The organism is Klebsiella sp. K-3, assembly GCF_051207495.1.
GTDB lineage: Bacteria > Pseudomonadota > Gammaproteobacteria > Enterobacterales > Enterobacteriaceae > Klebsiella > Klebsiella aerogenes.
This window is the reverse complement of sequence record NZ_JBPNXF010000008.1, coordinates 256820-273435: the sequence shown is the minus strand read 5'-3', so window position 1 is coordinate 273435 and position 16616 is coordinate 256820. Positions and strand designations below refer to the sequence as shown.

Sequence of the window (16616 nt, the reverse complement as noted above, 5' to 3'; positions counted from 1 at the left end):
GCACATGCAACTTGAAGTATGACGGGTATAGCGTAAATAATTAAAACGCCTTACAGGCAAATGCAAAATTAAATATATCGGCGATATTAGCGATGAATATCGTCGTGTACAGTAGTTGGTTGTATTTGATTTTTTTAATTGTGAATTTTTATGCTTATTAAATATCTCCCGGTATGCGCACTGTGTATCGGTCTGCTGCCAGGCGCGCTCTTTGCCAAGACGGGGGAAGTTAAAGCCAACGCCGAGAAATCGGCGGATGACCCGACTAAAGTGACCACCAAATTCGGCGTGACGTGGTCAGATAACTACGATCTGAACGACAGCAATCTCGCATTTTCCGGCTCGCTGGCCTTCGACGAAGCGCGGAAACTCAATGTGCGTATTAATAGCGACGCCACGGAATGGCGCGTCGGCGGTTCATGGCTATTTCCCATTGGTATTTTTAACTTTAACTTTGGGAAAAATGTTTATCCCGATGACTCCTCACAAACCAACTATTCTATCGGCACGTTCCTGCCGCTCAGTTATTTTGGCTTTGAACCAGCAGGCTTTCAAATATTCCCGATGGCCGGTTATACCTATAATACCGGCGACCACATGGCCTGTAATAAGGATCAACATAGCGCCTGTTCGCAGCCGGGTTTTAACGGCATGCCGTCGCCGGAGAACGGTTTTGAATCGACGAATATCTCCGGCAGCAGCGGCTATCTCGGCGCATTTGTCCTGAAACCACTGAGCGCCGATCTGCGCCTGTTAGGTTTCGCCGGGGGAGCGTATGGCTCGAAAAACGACGATGGCGATAACTATAAAGGTTATTTCGCCGGGGTCGGCGTGGGATATAACCTGACCGAGCACAACTCGGTGAAATTTATGACCTACGTGCAGGATAACAACACCTATCTCAATGAAGCCGAAAAGCGCTTCCTGTTCTCCTGGCAGTATCAGCTTTAAGACGGTGAGCGGGGGCATCTGGCCTCCGCTTCTGCATACGCTCCCACTCTGGTTACGATTGCGCAAAGACAGGCTTTCTGGTGATGTGTAAAGTAGCAAAAAAATGTTGATCTGATACGAACAAGCTTTTATTTTGCTGCTAGTTTTCAAACTGAGATGAAACTGATGCCTACTATTATCGCCAGTAGTATGAAAGAAGCTAAAGAACTTGTTAATGCCAGAAAGTACCGGGAAATAGTACTGAACTTCGATGTTGACGCTGATGATTTTTTCACCCTTGCAACAGCGCAGCATGACACAAAAATCACCATTGCAAACAAAAATAGCCACTCACCGGTTACATTAGAAAAATAATAAAACCCCTGAGGAAATTTTTATGTTGTTGTTTATTGGCACTATTGCTGTCGCTTTTCTCTCTTCTCTGATGCTTATCTGGCTTGACGATCGCATCGCCGAGCAGGAGTAATCCCTCCCCCGATTTAAAGCTCTCCGCACCGGTCATCGGTGCGGAGACAAAAGATTACAGCGATTTCGCCAGACGTTCGACGGCGGTCAGCAGACCGGATTCAGAAACCGTCGAATAGGAAAGACGCAGGGTGCGGGTATCCGGATTATCGTTGTAGAACGCTTCACCAGGTACGTAAACCACGCCGTTTTCCAGCGTCTTATTCAACCACGCCATGGTATCGAACGGATAGCGGAAGCGGGCCCACAGGAACATTCCCCCTTCCGGGCGGCTAAACTCAAGATGCTCGCCAAGACGGCTTTCAAGTGCCTCGGCCAGCGCCACGCACTTCTTGCGGTAGTCTTCGCGGATCAGGGCGATCTGATTGTTCAGGCGATTCATTCCCAGATACTCAGCGGTGATAACCTGAGAGAGCATATTGGTATGCAGATCCGCCGCCTGCTTCACGATCACCGCCTGGTGCGCCAGCCATTCCGGCATCACGATCCAGCCAATACGCATTCCCGGCGCGAGGATCTTGGAGAACGTGGAGGTGTACACCACCCGATCTTCACAGCCTTGTTCGATCGCATGTTGATACAGCGGACGCCGCACTTTATCGGTGAAGCTGATTTCGCCGTAGGGATCGTCTTCGATGATCACAAAATCATGTTGCTTCGCTAACGCCACCAGCCGCTGGCGACGATCGTCGCTGAGGGTTTTACCGCCAGGGTTGCCAAACGTCGGCACCAGATAGACCGCTTTAACCTTAGTGGTCTCCAGCAGATCGGCCAGTTGTTCAACCAGCATGCCGTTATCGTCGGTATCGACGCTCAGGATATTCGCCTGCGCCAGCTGGAATACCTGCAGCGCGGCAAGGTAGGTCGGACGTTCAACGACGACCGCATCGCCCGGATCGAGCAGCGTGCGGGCAACGATATCCAGCGATTGCTGCGAACCGGAGGTGATATACACCTGGCTTGCCGAGCAGGCCACGCCGCGCGACTGGCAGATTTCGCTCACCGCCTGGCGCAGCGGCGGATATCCTTCGGTAAGGCCGTACTGGAACGCATCATTAAAACGTTCACTCATCACCTTTTGCACCGCGAGGTTGAGACCTTCGGTATCAAACAGTTCCGGAGCCGGAATACCACCGCCAAGCGAAATAACGCCGGGCAGTTTACTGTGTTTGAGAAGTTCGCGGACGGCGGAGGGCTTAAGTTCACCCGCGCGGGCGGCGAGGCGCCGATCGTGCATATGCTTTTCCTTTTCTGTCTTGTTGTTGTGTTAGTTGTACGTTGAAGCTTTGCAGGTGCCGGGCTGCGATGCTAGCCGCTGCCCGGTTGCGGCCGCTACTCGTCGTCTTTTAGCACGACTAACGGCTCAATATCGCTCTCTTTCTTCACCACCAGCGAATCATCGCCGCGCAGGCAGGTTCCGCCATAGTTACCGCCCACCGTGAAAGTGCACACCTGGATGTACTTGCCGTCAACCTTCGGCAGACACCACAGCTGCTGGTAAATATTTTTGCGATCGACAAATTGCCCGCTGGTCTGATCCAATACCTCATCGTGCGGGCTTATCAGATCGATGTTATTACCGCAGCGCCCGGAGATCGGTTTGACTGCATAACCGGTTTTCACCAGCTCGTCATTGACCACAAAATCGGTATCCAGCAGATAGCGATGATGCGGGAACAGCGACCACAGCACCGGCAGAATCGCCTTGTTGCCGGGGATAACCGTCCACAGCGGTTCGAATACCAATACTTCAGGGCGCAGCAGGACGTCAATCAGGCGCACCTCATTTTGCGGATGACCGGTACGAATCGGCACCGCCGCATACTCATCGGCGCTGACTTCCCGCACCTGCTCGATGGCGGTTTCCCACGCCCAGGTCTTCCACACGCAGTTAACCAGGCGGCCATCGCCGTCGATAAGCTGTCCGGCGGCATCCCAGCGCAGCTCATCAAGGCCAAAGAGAATTTTGCTCTCAAAGCCCGCCTCGGTTAGCGAACGCTGAATAAACTGGGCATGGTAGTTCTCTTCAAGATCCTTATCCTGCATGATGTGCACGAACGGCCGCGCGCGGCTGTGCTTCCACGCCCCCGCCAGCTCCTCAAGCAGATTTTCCGCCGGATTATGGCCGGTACCGCGATAGCCCTGTTTCAGCCACTGTTCGAGGATCAATCCGCCTTCCGTATGGCAAGAGGCAGAGTCGGCGTTGTATTCGTACACCTTCAGCCCGCGCTCATCCATGCAGAAATCCATGCGCCCGGTAATCATATGATGACGGCGGCGTTGCCACGAGAGGCGCAGACGAGGCCAGAGAATTTTCGGAATATCGAACAGCGCCAGCAGATTGTCATCCTTCATCACCTTATCAGTGGCGTGCAGATACATCAGGTGCAGTTCGTTGGTCGCTTTAATCAGCTCCTGTTCGGCGCTCTCGCTGATGGTGAAGTACTGGTAAGGATCCTGATTGATGAAATGACCGTTGGCTTCAACATAGGCTTTTTGCAGCGCGTCTTTCTCATTGAGCCAGTTACCACGGAACTGGCCCTTATTCGGCAGCCGCGCGCCGCTGATTTTCATCTCCTCGCCGGGCAGCACCGGCTGCGGCAGGCTGTGCTCGGTATCGGCGGTCTGGATCATCCAGCCTAAAATTTCGGTATCGGCAAAGGTATCTTTGATGGTGTAGACGCCCTCTTTCACTTCCAGCGTCAGCTCGCGGGTCCACTGCTGGCCCTGCGGCAGCGGCGCGTGGATGACGTTCTGCTCGGCGATACGGACCTTATTCCCCACCAGTTGCGTAATCACCGCCACGTGGCCGGTATGTTTAAACTCGCCGCCTTTCTGCCAGATTAGCAGCGAGCCGGCGATCGGCGGACGACGCGAACCGTTGGCGAAGGCCTGCAGGGGAAGAATGTTGTCATTCACCACTTCGCGCAGAAAGCGCAGCGAGAAGATTTCATAAGCCATACCGACATCGGTAAAGACAAAGCCGTAGGTGAGGAATAAAAAGCGCCGCGCGAACTCTACGCACTGCCATTTATGCCCCATATACTCATTGCCGATATAGCTGCGGAAAGCGGCGTCATCCGGATAATCTTGTGGATTTAAGCTACTGTAATTCGAAGAATAAATTGCCACGCCGCCCGGCGCGTAGCCTAAAAGCGTGCCGAAAGGGGCGTCAATACTGGTCGATCCTTTACTCATTTAGCCTGACCTCAAATTAATGCAGCCCGGGCAGTTGGCGGAACAAAACTCCCTCTTCTTATCCTGCCGCAGGCACTTACCAGACAGAGGTGAAAAGATGATACCACTCATTCGATTCGCTAAACGTGCCCTTATAGAAAATAACCCGGCGTCCATTGGCAAAAGTGATATTGTTAGCCAACACATAACAAAAAAACATCACTACATCAGGAGTCGACAATGAGCGCACCTTCGCATCTCAATGCCCAGCCGCTGGTCTGGGGACACGGCCCGCGGACTTTTGAAGTATTCCTCGAACCAACCTGTCCGTTTTCCGTTCGCGCCTTCAACAAGCTTGATGAATTGCTGGATGAAGTCGGCGCCGAAAACGTCACGATTAAGATTCGCCTGCAGTCCCAACCATGGCATCTGTTTTCCGGGGTAATAGTGCGCTGCGTGCTGGCCGCCTCCACCCTGCCGCACGGCAGAGAGCAGGCGCACAAAGTCCTGCAGGCGGTTGCCGATCATCGTGAAGAGTTTGAATTCACCGACCACTGCAGCGGGCCGAATATGAATACCACTCCGCAGCAAATTATCGAGCGCCTTGAACGCTACAGTCACGTGTCGCTGGCGGCGGCATTTGCCCGCCCTGAGCTGCAAAACGAAATCAAATGGCACAGTAAATACGCCCGCCAGAATGGCATCCATGTATCGCCGACGTTTATGGTCAACGGTCTGGTGCAGCCTGACCTCGGCAGCGGCGATGACGTCAGCGTGTGGGCCGCACGGATTATGGCCTGAGATTAGCTGCTAGACTTTTTTGTACACCTCACTATTTTTGTACACCTTACTAAAGAGGCAGGTCAGTATGTCCGACAATCACTACCAACCACCGAAAGTATGGGAATGGAAACAGAATAACGGCGGCGCGTTCGCCAATATCAACCGTCCGGTTTCCGGCGCGACGCATGAAAAAGTGCTGCCCGTTGGCAATCACCCGCTGCAGCTCTATTCGCTGGGCACGCCGAACGGGCAGAAAGTGACTATCATGCTGGAAGAGCTGCTGGCGCTGGGCGTGGCTGGCGCTGAGTATGATGCCTGGCTGATTCGTATCGGCGAAGGCGATCAGTTTTCCAGCGGCTTTGTCGAAGTGAACCCAAACTCGAAGATCCCGGCGCTGAGCGACCACTCCACCACTCCGCCGACCCGGGTATTTGAATCCGGTAGCATCCTGTTATATCTGGCGGAAAAATTTGGTTTCTTCCTGCCGAAAGACCCGGCCGGGCGCACCGAAACGCTGAACTGGTTGTTCTGGCTACAGGGCGCAGCGCCGTTCCTCGGCGGCGGCTTCGGCCACTTTTATAACTATGCGCCGGTGAAAATCGAGTACGCGATCGACCGCTTTACCATGGAAGCGAAACGTCAGCTCGACGTGCTGGATAAGCAGCTGGCGCGCGGCCGCTTTGTGGCCGGAGAAGAGTACACCATTGCCGATATGGCTATCTGGCCGTGGTACGGCAACGTGGTGCTGGGCAACGTCTATAACGCCGCGGAATTCCTCGATGCCGGCAGTTACGTTAACGTGCTGCGCTGGGCGCAGGACGTGGGCAATCGCCCGGCGGTGAAGCGCGGACGGATGGTTAACCGCACTAATGGCCCGCTCGACGAACAGTTGCACGAGCGCCATGATGCCCGCGATTTCGACACGCAGACCGAAGACAAACGCCAGGCGTAATGCCCCTACCCGGCGGCGCGAGGCTGCCGGGTAAGTTGTCACATCAGTGCTTTACCTTGGTCAGGCGATCGAGATAGCCCATCACAAAGGCTGACAGCACAAAGGTGAGATGGATAATGACGTACCACATCAGCTTGTTATCCGGCACGTTCTTCGCATCCATAAACACCCGCAGCAGGTGAATGGAAGAGATAGCCACAATCGACGCCGCCACCTTGTTTTTCAGCGATGTCGCATCCATTTTGCCAAGCCAGTTGAGCTTCTCTTTGCCTTCGTTAATATCCAGCGTCGAGACGAAGTTCTCATAACCTGAAAACATCACCATCACCAGCAGCCCGCCCACCAGCGTCATATCGACCAGCGAAAGCAGCGTCAGAATCAGATCCGACTCGCTGACGCTGAAGATATGCGGCAGGATGTGGAATATCTCCTGAAAAAATTTTATCGATAGCGCGATAAGCCCCAGCGAGAGGCCGAAATAAACCGGCGCCAGCAGCCAGCGCGAAGCATAAATAGCGTTTTCCAGAAAGCGTTCCATAAGGTCCTGTCAGTTTGTAAAAATGGCCGCCATTATATCGCAGCTGGCCCATATCAAAACGATACGCAGTCGGTGGGGAAATAAAAAAGGCCAACACTATGTTGGCCTTTCGGGAGAAATCCTGGGGGAAATTACTTCGCTTTGACGGTCTCTTCGCCCACCAGACCAATTTTCAGGTAACCGGCCTGATGCAGCGTATCCATCACTTTCATCATCGTCTCGTAGTCGACGGTTTTGTCGGCGCGGAAGAACACGGTGGTGTCTTTCTTACCCTGAGTCAGCGCGTCCAGCGAGGCAATCACGCTCTCTTCGGTCACCGGATCGTTGCCGAGAAACATCGATTTGTCCGCCTTCACCGACAGGTAAATCGGTTTTTCCGGACGCGGCTGCGGCTGGCTGGATGAGGCTGGCAGGTTGACTTTGACGTCCACGGTGGCCAGCGGCGCCGCCACCATGAAGATAATCAACAGCACCAACATGACGTCGATAAACGGCGTGACGTTAATATCGTGCATTTCGCCGTTGTCATCGAGGTTTTCGTTAAAATGCATCGCCATAGCGGATCAACCTACCCGTAATTTCTGCGCCGGACGCAGCGGCTGAGAACCACTGGCGTTCAGGTCAAGGTCACGGCTTTGCAGCAGCATAATCTGCGCGGCCACATCGCCGAGAGACGCTTTGTAGCTGGCAATCATGCGGGCGAAAACGTTGTAGATAACCACCGCCGGAATCGCGGCAAACAGACCAATGGCCGTTGCCAGCAGCGCTTCCGCGATACCCGGCGCGACAACCGCCAGGTTAGTCGTCTGCGTTTGCGCGATACCGATAAAGCTGTTCATGATGCCCCAGACGGTACCAAACAGACCGACGAACGGGGAAATAGCGCCGATGGTTGCCAGATAACCATTTCCGCGGCCCATGTAGCGGCCAACCTGCGCCACGCGACGCTCAAGGCGGAAACCGGTACGTTCTTTAATGCCTTCGTTGTCATCCACGCCTGCCGACAGTTCCAGCTCATTATTGGCTTCGTTAATCAGCTGAGTGGTCAGGCTTTTAGCATGGAATCCATTCGCGATAGTGTTAGCCTGATCGAGAGAACGCGCTTCGCTGAGCTGCTGCTGCTCACGCTTGAGGCGACGCTTGCTGGACAACATTTCGGCACCCTTGCCGAAGAAGATAGCCCAGGTGACTACTGAAGCCAGAATCAAGCCAATCATCACAACCTTAACGACAATATCGGCGTGATGATACATACCCCAAACGGAGAGATCCGCCTGCATCAAATTATTACCCACACTGTTTCTCCAGGACGTCAATCACAAAAACTGAGCATAATAATATCAAAACGACATCGAATTGATAGTGGTTCTCATTAGTATTTACACTGTGCAGCAAATCACGTTTATTTTCTTTGCGCTTACGCAGTAAAAAAGCGGCTGACGCCGGTTTCGGGAAAATTTTTGCCTGTATCGTTTGCGGCCCGGTACACAAACCGGTATTCATGGTAGTTTAGACGTCCAGACGTATAAAAACAGGTTTCTATAACATGGCTGATAAACATCTTGATACCGCGCTGGTCAACGCCGGGCGCCGCAAAAAATATACTCAGGGTTCGGTGAATAGCGTTATCCAACGCGCCTCATCGCTGGTGTTCGATACCGTTGAGGCTAAAAAACACGCCACCCGTAATCGCGCCAAAGGCGAGCTGTTTTATGGCCGCCGCGGCACGCTGACCCACTTTTCGCTGCAGGAAGCCATGTGTGAACTGGAAGGCGGCGCCGGCTGCGCCCTCTTCCCCTGCGGCGCGGCCGCGGTCGCCAACACGATTCTGGCCTTCGTCGAACAGGGCGACCACGTGTTAATGACCAACACCGCCTATGAGCCCAGCCAGGACTTCTGCACTAAGATCCTCGCGAAGCTCGGGGTGACGACCGGCTGGTTCGATCCGCTCATCGGCGCGGATATCGCCAACCTGATTCAACCCAATACTAAAGTCGTGTTTCTGGAATCCCCCGGCTCGATCACCATGGAAGTGCATGATGTGCCGGCCATCGTCGCCGCCGTGCGCCGCGTCGCGCCGGAAGCCATTATCATGATCGATAACACCTGGGCGGCAGGGGTACTGTTTAAAGCGCTCGATTTTGGTATCGATATCTCTATTCAGGCGGCAACGAAATATTTAATTGGTCACTCCGACGGGATGATCGGCACCGCGGTGGCCAACGCCCGCTGCTGGGAGCAATTGTGTGAAAACGCCTATCTGATGGGCCAGATGGTCGATGCCGATACCGCCTACATGACCAGCCGCGGCTTGCGCACGCTTGGCGTCCGCCTGCGTCAGCATCATGAAAGCAGCCTGCGCGTCGCCGAATGGCTGGCGCAGCACCCGCAGGTGGCGCGAGTCAATCATCCGGCGCTACCGGGCAGCAAGGGCCACGAGTTCTGGAAGCGCGACTTCAGCGGCAGCAGCGGGCTGTTCTCTTTCGTCCTTAATAAACGTCTGACCGACGCCGAGCTGGCAGCCTATCTGGACAACTTCAGCCTGTTCAGCATGGCCTACTCGTGGGGCGGGTTCGAATCGCTGATTCTCGCCAATCAGCCGGAACATATCGCGGCCATCCGCCCCGGGGCGGAAGTGGATTTCAGCGGCACTCTTATTCGACTGCACATAGGTTTAGAAAATGTTGACGATCTGCTGGCGGATTTAGCGGCAGGTTTCGCGCGTATCGTGTAAAGTGACAGGAAGTGGCAACAAAAGCGGACGCTTTCAGAAAAGCGGCCGCTTTTGTTGCGCCCGGGATCAAGGTGCTCGGGCCGCTTCAGGAGTACACTAGTCGAAAAACGGTACCACTTAGGAAAGTCCATGGTTGTCATTCAAGAGATTGTCGCCGCGCTGTGGCAACATGATTTTGCCGCATTGGCAAACCCTCACGTTGTGGGTTTTGTATATCTGGTCATGTTCGCGACCCTGTTTCTGGAAAACGGGCTGCTGCCTGCTTCGTTTTTACCGGGCGATAGCCTGTTGCTGCTCGCCGGTGCGTTAATCGCTAAAGGCGTCATGGATTTTATCCCCACTCTCGCCATACTGACCGCCGCCGCCAGCCTTGGCTGCTGGCTGAGCTATTTACAGGGGCGTTGGCTGGGTAATACCACGATGGTGAAAGGCTGGCTGTCGCATCTGCCGCACAAATATCATCAGCGCGCCACCAACATGTTTGATAAACACGGCCTGCTGGCGCTGCTGGCCGGGCGTTTTCTGGCGTTTGTCCGCACCCTGCTGCCAACCATGGCGGGTATTTCCGGCCTACCGAATCGTCGTTTCCAGTTCTTTAACTGGCTCAGCGGCCTGCTGTGGGTTGGCGTCGTCACCGGTCTCGGCTATGCGCTGAGCATGATCCCGTTCGTGAAAAACCACGAAGACCAAGTCATGACCTGCCTGATGATTTTACCGATCGCCCTGCTGGTGACCGGCCTCGTTGGTACGGTTATCGTCGTTATCAAGAAGAAATACTGCAGCGCCTGATTCACTCGTCCCGGATGGTCTCAAAGTCCCCGGTAGCGCTAACGCCTACCGGGGCTACAGGCGCCGCATCCTTATCAAATCCCCTGCATTGTGCGAATACGCGCAGCATCTTCACCCGGCGTAATACCAAAATAGCGTTTAAACTCACGGCTAAACTGCGAGGCGCTTTCATAGCCGACGCGCATTGCCGCCGCGCTGGCTTTCATACCGTCATGGATCATCAGCATTCTGGCCTTATGCAGGCGATAGGTCTTCAAATACTGCAGCGGCGAGGTGCTGGTAACCGATTTAAAGTTATGGTGAAACGCCGAAACGCTCATATTCGCTTCCGCCGCCAGCTGGTCGACGCTGAGGTTTTCGGTGTACTGGCTTTCAATACGCTTCAAAACGCGGCTAATCAGACTAAAGTGCGTCTGTCGGCTGACCAGCGCCAGCAGCGCGCCGCCGCAGGGGCCAATCAGGACATGATAAAGGATCTCGCGAATAATCTGTTTACCGAGAATGCGCGCGTCCAGCGGCCGCTCCATCACGTCTAACAGGCGTTCCGCCGCGCAGAGGATCTCTTCCGATAACACCGCCGAGTTGATCCCGCTGGAGGCGACCGACGGCTGAAAAAGCTCATCTTCGCCGATATCCATCAGCAGCTCCTGCAACTGCAAAATATCGACATTCAACCGCATTCCAGCCAGCGGCACTTCCGGGGTCGCGAAGGTTTCGCATTCGAACGGTAGCGGGACGGTTAACAGTAAGTATTCGTTGGTGTCATAACGGAAGGTTCGTTCATTGATATAGCCAATTTTATGGCCGGAAAAGAGAAAAACGATCCCCGGCTGGTACATCACCGGCGTACGGGTGCCCGGCTGCGTCCCGTACAGCAGACGGATATCCGGCAGCAGTTCACTTAGCATTTCTTGCTTATCTTTCAGCTTGTTAACTTTATCTGTTAATAGCTGGCATATCTCGGCACGGTTCATTTTCGCTGCTTCTCCGACGACTTTTCTACAAGCTTATTGTGCGTAGTTTCCTTCTTTTTCTCCAGCCCAATGGAGAAATGGGCAAGACAATGGCAGGAATGTGCATTGAGAGGAAACGGTCGCAGGAACACAATAGCCGCCATCGGGCAGAGAGTCGTCTTTTCTGCCGGGAGTTTCATCTTTATGAGGGCACCAGCCATGAATAACTTCAATTTACATACCCCAACCCGCATTCTGTTCGGCAAAGGCGCCATCGCCGATCTGCGCGAACAAATCCCAGCCGGCGCTCGCGTGCTGGTGACTTACGGCGGCGGTAGCGTGAAGAAAACCGGCGTACTGGATCAGGTACTGAGCGCGCTGGCTGGCTTTGACGTGCTGGAGTTCGGCGGGATTGAGCCAAACCCGTCTTACGAAACGCTGATGAACGCGGTGAAAATCGCTCGCGAAGAGAAAGTGACCTTCCTGCTGGCGGTTGGCGGCGGTTCGGTGCTTGATGGCACCAAGTTTATCGCCGCGGCCGCGCACTATGACGCGAATATCGATCCGTGGGAAATTCTGGAAACCTACGGCAACAAGATTGCCAGCGCCATTCCGATGGGCTCGGTATTGACCCTGCCGGCGACCGGTTCCGAATCAAACAAAGGCGCGGTTATCTCGCGTAAAACCACCGGTGATAAACGCGCGTTTATGTCCGAACACGTTCAGCCGGTCTTCGCGATCCTCGATCCGGTTTACACCTACACCCTGCCGCCGCGCCAGGTCGCTAACGGTGTCGTTGACGCTTTCGTCCATACCGTTGAGCAGTACGTGACCTACCCGGTTGACGGCAAAATTCAGGACCGTTTCGCCGAGGGCATTCTGCTAACGCTGGTGGAAGATGGCCCGAAAGCGCTCCAGGAGCCGGAGAATTACAACGTGCGCGCCAACATTATGTGGGCGGCGACGCAGGCATTGAACGGCCTCATTGGCGCAGGCGTGCCTCAGGACTGGGCGACGCATATGCTCGGCCACGAACTGACGGCGATGCACGGCCTGGATCACGCTCAGACGCTGGCTATCGTGCTGCCGGCGCTGTGGAATGAGAAACGCGATACCAAGCGCGCTAAGCTGCTGCAGTACGCCGAGCGCGTGTGGAATATCACCGAAGGTTCCGAAGAACAGCGTATCGATGCCGCTATCGCCGCAACCCGTCGTTTCTTCGAGCAAATGGGCGTGCCGACTCGCCTTTCCGATTACGGTCTCGACGGTAGCTCCATCCCGGCGCTGCTGGCGAAGCTGGAAGAGCACGGCATGACTAAGCTTGGCGAAAATCAGGATATCACTCTGGACGTCAGCCGCCGTATCTATGAGGCTGCCCGCTAAGTTATTCCCGCCTGATTCACCTCTCCTTACGTTAAACAAACGTCAAGGAGAGGTGTTTTTACTACCGTTTTTAGCTATTTCGTCCAGACTTAATGCTACCCCTCGGCGGATTTTTGACGCTGAGTTCATTAACAGGAGGAAGGCATGACACATCCAACCGTTATTAAACTACACGACGGCAACCTGATGCCGCAGCTGGGTCTCGGCGTGTGGAAAGCAGGCAACGAGGAAGTCGTCTCCGCCATTCATAAGGCGCTGGAAGTCGGTTATCGTTCTTTTGACACCGCCGCCGCGTACCAAAATGAGGCTGGCGTCGGCAACGCGTTAAGCAGCGCGGGCGTCAATCGCGATGAGCTCTTCATCACCACCAAACTGTGGAATGACGATCAAAAACGGCCGCATGAAGCGCTAAAAGAGAGCCTCAGCAAGCTGAAATTGGACTATGTGGATCTCTATTTAATCCACTGGCCGGTGCCAGCGATAGGCCATTACGTCGAAGCCTGGCAGGCGCTGATCGAACTACAGCAGCAAGGGCTGGCAAAAAGCATCGGGGTGTGTAATTTCCAGGTGCCGCATCTGCAAAAGCTGATCGATGAAACCGGCGTCGCCCCGGTGATCAACCAGATTGAGCTGCACCCGTTAATGCAGCAGCGTCAGCTACATGCATGGAACGCCACGCACAAAATCCAGACCGAATCCTGGAGCCCATTAGCGCAGGGCGGCAAAGGGGTCTTCGATCAGAAAATTATCCACCATCTGGCGGATAAATACGGCAAAACGCCGGCGCAAATCGTCATTCGCTGGCATCTCGACAGCGGACTGGTGGTAATCCCGAAATCCGTCACGCCATCGCGTATCGCGGAAAACTTTGACGTCTGGGACTTCCGTCTCGACAAAGACGAACTCAGTGAAATCGCTAAGCTGGACCAGGGCAAACGTCTCGGCCCCGACCCGGATCAGTTCGGCGGTTAATCCCCTTCACTTTTGCCTTTAGCGCCGCACGGCGCTAAAGGCTTTCGCAAATTAAATGTATATCCTCAGGCTCCAGAGCAAACAGCTCCGGGTCGGGCTCATCAATTAAACGACAGCCCTGTGAGAGATAAAAATCAACGGTGCTTTTGTTGGGGATGGACGAAATATACAGGCCGGATGCGCCCAGAGCAGGAAGCTGCTGCAGCGCATAGTCAAACAGACGTCGCCCCCATCCCTGGCCACGCTGCGCCGCGCCCACATAAAAGAATAGCAGCTGGCGTAGATCGCCCTTTTCCCCCCTAGGCAAGGTATCCATCGCCGCCGCGGCAATGATTTTATCCTGTTCGAAAAAGGCGAAAAAAATACCGCCGCGATCGTAGCAGGCCTCGTGAATAGGCGTATAAACCTGGCGATCGTGAGGATCCCAACCTCGCACATCATAATATTGCGAGTACGCCTGAAGCCGGCCATTATCGAGCTTATAAAGGGTGTCGATAATTTCACTGCGATCTATCTCCCACAACATTTCCAGCTGCTGTCGTGACAGGATTACCGGCGTCATTATCGTTCTCTCTCCTTATATGACAGGCTTTCCCCCGGCGAGCGAACCCGCCGGGGAAGCGGCTTAGCGGGACGCCGTCTTCGGCTTAATACGCTTTTTCGCGCCCGGCGCGGCCGGCGTCTGGCGCTGATGCGCAACCGGCGTATGCTTCGTCAGCGCCGGACGGGTATGGCGGTTCTGGCGACGCGCTTCACGCATCTCGTCAAGGGTCGGCGCCGGTACCAGGCAGTCACGGCGTGAACCAATCAGATGCTTTTTACCCATCGCTTCCAGCGCCTGACGGATCAGCGGCCAGTTTGCCGGATCGTGATAGCGCAGCAGCGCTTTATGCAGACGGCGCTGTTTGTCGCCCTTCGGCACCACCACGTCTTCGCTCTTATAGCCGATTTTACCCAGCGGGTTCTTGCCGGTGTAATACATGGTGGTTGAGTTCGCCAGCGGCGACGGATAGAAGTTCTGTACCTGGTCGAGACGGAAGCGATGACGTTTCAGCCACAGCGCCAGGTTCACCATATCTTCATCGCGCGTCCCTGGGTGGGCGGAAATAAAGTACGGGATCAGGTACTGTTCTTTACCCGCCTGCTTCGAATAGGTATCAAACAATTCTTTAAAGCGGTCATAGCTGCCCATGCCCGGCTTCATCATCTTCGACAGCGGCCCCTCTTCGGTATGCTCCGGAGCGATCTTCAGATAGCCACCGACGTGGTGGGTCGCCAGCTCTTTGATATAGCGCGGATCCTCTACGGCGATGTCGTAACGCACACCCGATGCGATAAGGATTTTCTTGATGCCTTTCAGGTCGCGGGCGCGACGGTACAGATTAATCGTCGGCTCATGGTTGGTATCCATGTGCGGGCAGATATCCGGGTAGACGCAGGAGAGACGGCGGCAGGTCTGCTCAGCGCGCGGCGATTTACAGCGCAGCATATACATATTGGCGGTTGGGCCGCCAAGATCGGAAATAATGCCGGTAAAGCCGGGGACCGTGTCGCGAATCGCTTCGATTTCATTGATTATCGAATCTTCGGAGCGACTCTGGATGATGCGCCCTTCGTGCTCGGTGATCGAGCAGAAAGAACAGCCGCCGAAGCAACCGCGCATGATGTTAATGGAGAAGCGAATCATCTCGTAGGCCGGGATACGCGCATCGCCATAAGAAGGATGCGGCACACGCTTGTACGGCAGCGCAAAGACGCTGTCCATCTCTTCAGTCGACAGCGGGATCGCCGGCGGGTTAACCCAGATATAACGCTCGCCGTGCTTTTGCATCAGCGCGCGGGCGCAGCCTGGGTTGGTTTCATGGTGCAGAATGCGCGACGCGTGAGCGTACAGCACTTTGTCGCCTTTAACCTTCTCAAAGGAAGGCAGCAATACGTAGGTTTTTTCCCACGGTTTTGGCCGCGGCGGCTGCACGACAACGGTTTTGGCCTCAGCTTTTTTCGGCGCAACCGGTTTGTTGTCTGCGCACGACAGGTCTTCACCGTACGGATGCGGAATCGGGTCGATTTTGCCCGGCGTATCCAGACGCGTGGAGTCAACGCCGCTCCAGCCCGGCAGTGCTTCCTTTACCATGATCGCGGTATTACGCACATCGCGAATATCGCCGATGGCCTCGCCCATCGCCAGACGATGCGCCACTTCTACCAGCGGGCGCTCGCCGTTGCCGAACATCAGCATATCGGCTTTAGAATCCACCAGCACCGAGCGGCGCACGGTATCGGACCAATAATCGTAGTGCGCGGTACGGCGCAGGCTGGCCTCGATACCGCCGAGGATCACCGGCACGTCTTTCCATGCTTCTTTACAGCGCTGGGTATAAACCAGCGTCGCGCGGTCCGGGCGCTTACCCGCGACGTTGCCGGCGGTATAAGCGTCGTCATGGCGCAGCTTACGGTCGGCGGTATAGCGGTTGATCATTGAGTCCATATTGCCCGCGGTCACGCCGAAGAACAGATTCGGCTTACCCAGGCGCATGAAGTCTTCTTTGCTGTTCCAGTCCGGCTGGGAGATGATCCCTACGCGGAATCCCTGCGCTTCCAGCATACGGCCGCAGATGGCCATACCGAAGCTTGGATGGTCGACGTAGGCGTCGCCGGTCACCAGAATAATGTCGCAGCTATCCCAGCCAAGTTGATCCATCTCTTCACGCGACATCGGTAAAAATGGCGCAGGGCCAAAACAGGCAGCCCAGTATTGCGGCCAGGAAAATAGGTCACGATCCGGCTGGATCAGGGATATTGCGCTCATATTGCTTCCGGGGAAAATGATAAAAAAATAACCAAAAGGGCGTGGATTATAAGCCGGAATGATAGTGGAAATGAAGGAGGATTTTCTCAAACCCTGACCGTGTTGCGGCC

The 16616-nt window shown here is 54.9% G+C and carries 16 protein-coding genes and 1 pseudogene; 8 read left to right on the top strand and 9 right to left on the bottom strand.

The window, feature by feature from the left end; translation table 11 throughout:
* Nucleotides 1-150: 150 nt before the first annotated feature.
* Complete coding sequence (locus tag ACSEMK_RS15395) at nucleotides 151-951, top strand: hypothetical protein (protein ID WP_316424713.1); 801 nt, start codon at nucleotides 151-153, stop codon at nucleotides 949-951.
* A gap of 165 nt (nucleotides 952-1116) precedes the next feature.
* Nucleotides 1117-1305: a hypothetical protein gene (locus tag ACSEMK_RS15390; RefSeq protein ID WP_047078357.1), complete on the top strand. Its 189-nt coding sequence runs from the start codon at nucleotides 1117-1119 to the stop codon at nucleotides 1303-1305.
* Between the two features lie 166 nt (nucleotides 1306-1471).
* On the opposite strand, the gene ACSEMK_RS15385 is transcribed toward ACSEMK_RS15390, so the two are convergent.
* The 3 genes from ACSEMK_RS15385 to ACSEMK_RS15375 all read right to left on the bottom strand — a co-directional run bounded on the left by ACSEMK_RS15385 (nucleotide 1472) and on the right by ACSEMK_RS15375 (nucleotide 4813).
* Nucleotides 1472-2653, bottom strand: a complete 1182-nt coding sequence (locus tag ACSEMK_RS15385; protein WP_087859808.1) for a PLP-dependent aminotransferase family protein — start codon at nucleotides 2651-2653, stop codon at nucleotides 1472-1474.
* Between the two features lie 95 nt (nucleotides 2654-2748).
* Complete coding sequence (gene gss, locus ACSEMK_RS15380) at nucleotides 2749-4614, bottom strand: bifunctional glutathionylspermidine amidase/synthase (protein ID WP_430915078.1); 1866 nt, start codon at nucleotides 4612-4614, stop codon at nucleotides 2749-2751.
* A gap of 76 nt (nucleotides 4615-4690) precedes the next feature.
* Nucleotides 4691-4813: a hypothetical protein gene (locus ACSEMK_RS15375; protein ID WP_323129966.1), complete on the bottom strand. Its 123-nt coding sequence runs from the start codon at nucleotides 4811-4813 to the stop codon at nucleotides 4691-4693.
* Nucleotides 4814-4833: 20 nt separating this feature from the next.
* Between ACSEMK_RS15375 and ACSEMK_RS15370 the strand changes: the two genes are divergently transcribed.
* Together ACSEMK_RS15370 and yghU are read left to right on the top strand one after the other, a co-directional pair.
* Entirely contained in the window at nucleotides 4834-5394 is a 561-nt protein-coding gene (locus ACSEMK_RS15370) for a DsbA family protein (RefSeq protein WP_015703498.1), read from the top strand.
* A 67-nt stretch (nucleotides 5395-5461) separates the two neighbouring features.
* Nucleotides 5462-6328 carry a glutathione-dependent disulfide-bond oxidoreductase gene (gene yghU / locus ACSEMK_RS15365; RefSeq protein WP_020077919.1) on the top strand — a complete coding sequence of 289 codons (867 nt, stop codon included), beginning with the start codon at nucleotides 5462-5464 and terminating at the stop codon, nucleotides 6326-6328.
* 43 nt (nucleotides 6329-6371) lie between these two features.
* Here yghU and ACSEMK_RS15360 read toward each other — a convergent pair whose 3' ends face one another.
* The 3 genes from ACSEMK_RS15360 to exbB all read right to left on the bottom strand — a co-directional run bounded on the left by ACSEMK_RS15360 (nucleotide 6372) and on the right by exbB (nucleotide 8161).
* Nucleotides 6372-6866 carry a TIGR00645 family protein gene (locus ACSEMK_RS15360; protein WP_015369672.1) on the bottom strand — a complete coding sequence of 165 codons (495 nt, stop codon included), beginning with the start codon at nucleotides 6864-6866 and terminating at the stop codon, nucleotides 6372-6374.
* 131 nt (nucleotides 6867-6997) lie between these two features.
* Nucleotides 6998-7423, bottom strand: a complete 426-nt coding sequence (exbD, locus tag ACSEMK_RS15355) for a TonB system transport protein ExbD (protein ID WP_015369671.1) — start codon at nucleotides 7421-7423, stop codon at nucleotides 6998-7000.
* A gap of 6 nt (nucleotides 7424-7429) precedes the next feature.
* A complete protein-coding gene (gene exbB, locus ACSEMK_RS15350; RefSeq protein ID WP_015369670.1) occupies nucleotides 7430-8161 on the bottom strand; it encodes a tol-pal system-associated acyl-CoA thioesterase in 732 nt (243 codons plus the stop codon).
* A gap of 251 nt (nucleotides 8162-8412) precedes the next feature.
* Here exbB and metC point away from each other — a divergent pair, with 251 nt between their 5' ends.
* Both metC and yghB read left to right on the top strand, forming a co-directional pair.
* Nucleotides 8413-9600 carry a cystathionine beta-lyase gene (gene metC / locus ACSEMK_RS15345; protein WP_087859810.1) on the top strand — a complete coding sequence of 396 codons (1188 nt, stop codon included), beginning with the start codon at nucleotides 8413-8415 and terminating at the stop codon, nucleotides 9598-9600.
* 129 nt (nucleotides 9601-9729) lie between these two features.
* A complete protein-coding gene (yghB, locus tag ACSEMK_RS15340) occupies nucleotides 9730-10389 on the top strand; it encodes a DedA family general envelope maintenance protein YghB (protein ID WP_087859811.1) in 660 nt (219 codons plus the stop codon).
* A gap of 74 nt (nucleotides 10390-10463) precedes the next feature.
* Here the strand turns inward: yghB and ACSEMK_RS15335 are convergent, their stop codons facing one another.
* Nucleotides 10464-11363 (bottom strand): AraC family transcriptional regulator, encoded by a 900-nt coding sequence (locus ACSEMK_RS15335; protein WP_015703501.1) that lies wholly within the window; start codon nucleotides 11361-11363, stop codon nucleotides 10464-10466.
* 198 nt (nucleotides 11364-11561) lie between these two features.
* Here ACSEMK_RS15335 and yqhD point away from each other — a divergent pair, with 198 nt between their 5' ends.
* Complete coding sequence (yqhD, locus tag ACSEMK_RS15330; RefSeq protein WP_430915077.1) at nucleotides 11562-12725, top strand: alcohol dehydrogenase; 1164 nt, start codon at nucleotides 11562-11564, stop codon at nucleotides 12723-12725.
* A 144-nt stretch (nucleotides 12726-12869) separates the two neighbouring features.
* The gene (dkgA, locus tag ACSEMK_RS15325; RefSeq protein WP_015369664.1) at nucleotides 12870-13697 is read left to right on the top strand and encodes a 2,5-didehydrogluconate reductase DkgA; all 828 of its coding nucleotides are present in this window, start codon (nucleotides 12870-12872) and stop codon (nucleotides 13695-13697) included.
* Nucleotides 13698-13731: 34 nt separating this feature from the next.
* On the opposite strand, the gene ACSEMK_RS15320 is transcribed toward dkgA, so the two are convergent.
* Together ACSEMK_RS15320 and ACSEMK_RS15315 are read right to left on the bottom strand one after the other, a co-directional pair.
* Nucleotides 13732-14259 carry a GNAT family N-acetyltransferase gene (locus ACSEMK_RS15320; protein WP_430915076.1) on the bottom strand — a complete coding sequence of 176 codons (528 nt, stop codon included), beginning with the start codon at nucleotides 14257-14259 and terminating at the stop codon, nucleotides 13732-13734.
* Nucleotides 14259-16596: pseudogene (locus ACSEMK_RS15315) on the bottom strand (YgiQ family radical SAM protein). The gene ACSEMK_RS15320 and the pseudogene ACSEMK_RS15315 overlap by 1 nt, the downstream one beginning before the upstream one ends.
* Nucleotides 16597-16616: the final 20 nt, after the last annotated feature.

Bases quoted from the DNA above. Each gene is read 5' to 3' on its own strand.
- ACSEMK_RS15395 (WP_316424713.1), top strand. From the start codon at position 151: ATGCTTATTAAATATCTCCCGGTATGCGCACTGTGTATCGGTCTGCTG.
- ACSEMK_RS15390 (WP_047078357.1), top strand. From the start codon at position 1,117: ATGCCTACTATTATCGCCAGTAGTATGAAAGAAGCTAAAGAACTTGTT.
- ACSEMK_RS15385 (WP_087859808.1), bottom strand. From the start codon at position 2,653: ATGCACGATCGGCGCCTCGCCGCCCGCGCGGGTGAACTTAAGCCCTCC.
- gss (WP_430915078.1), bottom strand. From the start codon at position 4,614: ATGAGTAAAGGATCGACCAGTATTGACGCCCCTTTCGGCACGCTTTTA.
- ACSEMK_RS15375 (WP_323129966.1), bottom strand. From the start codon at position 4,813: ATGTTTTTTTGTTATGTGTTGGCTAACAATATCACTTTTGCCAATGGA.
- ACSEMK_RS15370 (WP_015703498.1), top strand. From the start codon at position 4,834: ATGAGCGCACCTTCGCATCTCAATGCCCAGCCGCTGGTCTGGGGACAC.
- yghU (WP_020077919.1), top strand. From the start codon at position 5,462: ATGTCCGACAATCACTACCAACCACCGAAAGTATGGGAATGGAAACAG.
- ACSEMK_RS15360 (WP_015369672.1), bottom strand. From the start codon at position 6,866: ATGGAACGCTTTCTGGAAAACGCTATTTATGCTTCGCGCTGGCTGCTG.
- exbD (WP_015369671.1), bottom strand. From the start codon at position 7,423: ATGGCGATGCATTTTAACGAAAACCTCGATGACAACGGCGAAATGCAC.
- metC (WP_087859810.1), top strand. From the start codon at position 8,413: ATGGCTGATAAACATCTTGATACCGCGCTGGTCAACGCCGGGCGCCGC.
- yghB (WP_087859811.1), top strand. From the start codon at position 9,730: ATGGTTGTCATTCAAGAGATTGTCGCCGCGCTGTGGCAACATGATTTT.
- ACSEMK_RS15335 (WP_015703501.1), bottom strand. From the start codon at position 11,363: ATGAACCGTGCCGAGATATGCCAGCTATTAACAGATAAAGTTAACAAG.
- yqhD (WP_430915077.1), top strand. From the start codon at position 11,562: ATGAATAACTTCAATTTACATACCCCAACCCGCATTCTGTTCGGCAAA.
- dkgA (WP_015369664.1), top strand. From the start codon at position 12,870: ATGACACATCCAACCGTTATTAAACTACACGACGGCAACCTGATGCCG.
- ACSEMK_RS15320 (WP_430915076.1), bottom strand. From the start codon at position 14,259: ATGACGCCGGTAATCCTGTCACGACAGCAGCTGGAAATGTTGTGGGAG.